3 protein-coding genes and 1 pseudogene are annotated in these 2,850 nt (G+C 39.2%); all 4 read right to left on the minus strand.

What is annotated here, in order from left to right; all coding sequences use genetic code 11:
- Positions 1–533 (minus strand): KilA-N domain-containing protein (locus Q0954_RS33545; RefSeq protein WP_299466319.1); only part of this gene is annotated, 533 nt, incomplete at its 3' end.
- 736 nt (positions 534–1,269) lie between these two features.
- The gene (locus Q0954_RS33550; RefSeq protein WP_299466322.1) at positions 1,270–1,404 is read right to left on the minus strand and encodes a hypothetical protein; all 135 of its coding nucleotides are present in this window, start codon (positions 1,402–1,404) and stop codon (positions 1,270–1,272) included.
- 257 nt (positions 1,405–1,661) lie between these two features.
- Positions 1,662–2,501, minus strand: coding sequence for a Rha family transcriptional regulator (locus Q0954_RS33555; protein ID WP_299466325.1), 840 nt, complete (start codon positions 2,499–2,501; stop codon positions 1,662–1,664).
- Between the two features lie 163 nt (positions 2,502–2,664).
- Positions 2,665–2,850 (minus strand): annotated as a pseudogene (locus Q0954_RS33560) (DNA helicase); the annotation flags it as partial.

Here is a 2,850-nt window from a genome sequence, read left to right on the forward strand (position 1 = left end):
TATGGACTTTGTTTGTATATCAGCGTAAACCTTTCATAAAGTAGTTGATATATGTCCTCAATGGGCATCTGGGTAGCAGTGGCGTAATTCTTTACCAAACGTTCTACGGCGCTTCTGGTATCTACAAATAGTGGTGTCCACTGTTTGTCTTGCTCAATGCAGTCCATTCTCTGCTCAAGCCAAGTTATTTTAGCGGCAATTTCGGGTGGTTTTAAGCGTTTTACCATTCTTTCATTGCACCAAAAGGCAAGCATTGGGCTAATCCAACGGGCAAACTCAAAGACCAGTTTTGGGTGTAAAAATGTTCCTCCCCATCTTCCTTCTTTGGTTTTTTTCAAGTCCATAAAGTCATCATATTGAAGGCTAACCGCCACTACTTGTGCATATTCAATAAATTGTTTGCTTCTCAAATAGTTGTCTAAACCATTTTTGCCAAACGCCTTACAAGTGGCAGTAGCGTTGATCCAGCCTTGTTCAGTAAAAACAATTTTTGAATCTCCAAAGCTTTGTATCATTAGATTTGTTGTCTTCATTTTTATTTAGTTGTTGTTCATCTTTATAGTGTAAAGAAGCGAAAAAGCAAACACCTTTACATTGCAGGTTTTAGGGAATTGTATGTTTTGGGTGATGCTATAGTCATTTTTCCTGATTTTGTGTTTTATTTCCTTAGAGGATTACTTGTAAAGAGTTTTGGTATATGGTGTTCGCTTAGAGTTAGCATAGTTTTTCACTAGTTAAAGGATATTCGGGCATGGCACCTTTCTTCACGCTCAATAAAGTATTTTCTGACTTCCCGCTCCTTATCGGTTTGAGCTAACAGGACAAGCGATTTAGCACATTCGACTAACATACAAATAGTATCAAAGGGGCTGCTTCTTCCTGTCTTTTTATTTTCCGCAACTTGGTGTAAAAACTGGTAGTCAGCGAGTTATGTAATATTTTCTTTAAAAAATTCTTTGTATTGTCGTTTTTTAAAGGCAATAACCAACAACCTTTTTCTGGAAAGGGCGTCAACAGAAATCGCCCGGTTTTCGTTAAGGTAGCTGCCTTTGCATCACGTTTTCTCACTCCGGTTTCAAACTGAAACGAGCCAAACTATTCTATTTTAGCCTGATGGTTTTCAAGAGTAGTAGCCCCTACACCACGTTTTCTCATCTCCATTTCAAAAGGAAGCGAGCCAAACTATTCTATTTTAGCCTGATAATACTTAAGGGTAGCTGCCTCTGCATTACGTTTTCTCACTTCGGTTTCAAGCCGAAACGAGCCAGATTATTCTATTTTAGCCTGATCAAGGGTAGCTGCCCCTATATCACGTTTTCTCGTCTCCATTTCAAAAGGCAGCGAGCCAGACTCTTCTATTCTAGCCTGATCAAGGGTAGCTACCCCTATATCGCGTTTTCTCACTACCGTTTCAAGAGGCAGCGAGCCAAACTCTTCTATTTTAGCCTAATAACACCTGATAGTTTCCATCAGAGTCTCACCCAATGCCTCTACCGGAAGCAAAGACTGCTGCCTTAAATCATTTGTGTTCATTGGTTTTATCATTAAAAATCCGATTGATTTACCATTTTTGAATCTCGGCATCACTCACTGGTTAATTAAAATAACAGTAGTTATCTTTCTTCCAATTTGAAAGATTGAACTACTGTTATGGTGCCTTCTTATTTGTCGGGATTTCCTAAGTCACCCTGATAATCTTGATTTTCCTTTGGTATTCCAAAATGCTTTTTTGCCAAGTCATAAGCCTCTAAAATCCAGCCTGTGGATTCAAGCCATTCGATGGGTGTTTTATTTGCCATTTTTGCTTGCTGATATATATTTTGTCCGGATGCTACGGTAAATTCCTTGTAAAGAATCTGGTAGAGTCCCTGGGTGGTCATCCCATACCAGATCGAATAATTTTGCATCATTTGCCCCAGTTCTTTTCTGACTTTGGTGAAAAGCGGGTTGAAGTTTTCTATCTGTAAACTTGTTTGAGCTGCCTTGATATGGGTTATTTCGTCTGTCAAGGAATCTTGTGCATCCCTGATGCTACTTATTTCGTGTGCCAAAAATGTTTGCCAGGAGTTCAATATTTTTATTTCCCTTTTAGTTTCTTTGATGGACTCTGTTAGTTCATGGAGGTTTTTTACTGCCTGTGCCCAAAGCTTCTGATTGAATGGCTGAGCATAAGCAAATGATTGAATCAGCTTGGATTTAAAGGCAATAAACTTTTTCGCATTCTTGGAAAGGGCACCAATGAAGATGGCCTGATTTTCATTAAGGTAGCAGAATTTTAGGGTAGTTGCCCCTACATCACGTTTTCTCGTTTCGGTCTCAAACCGAAACGAGCCAAACTCTTTTATTTTAACTTGATAGCACCTGATAGCTTTCATTAAATTTTGATGTTTAATACCCAGTTCTTCAGCCACCAACCTGCTATCTATTACTGGTATTTCGTTTTTTATTTCAACAGGTAATAAGCCTTCCTGTGAAGCTTGTGTTGAGTTGTCTTTGTTCATTGATTTTGTTATTAAAATAAGTTTTGAGTGGGGCGAAAACGTTTTCTCAGAAAATAATACCTTTCCCAGTTCCTTATCAGCCCCTTGTTATTTTTGAAAACTAAACTGTTCTGTGTCCCCTACCTATAATATTTAAGATGCCAGGGGGTAGCCCACAAATATGCTATCTGGTCGCTTCCAATTCTGTCAGAATAAAATGTAAGCCAATCATTTCCACATCCGTAAAATGAGCCGTTCGCGGAGTAAAACTCAGGGGGATGTCAGAGGGCTCACCTGTAGGCTGCTTAATTACTTCCAGTTGAGCCGCTATTTCATACTCCGGACGATCCAGCCACATGGTTACATCTGC

Origin of the sequence: uncultured Microscilla sp. (assembly GCF_947493425.1) — a bacterium.
In the GTDB taxonomy this organism is placed as follows: Bacteria; Bacteroidota; Bacteroidia; order Cytophagales; family Microscillaceae; genus Microscilla.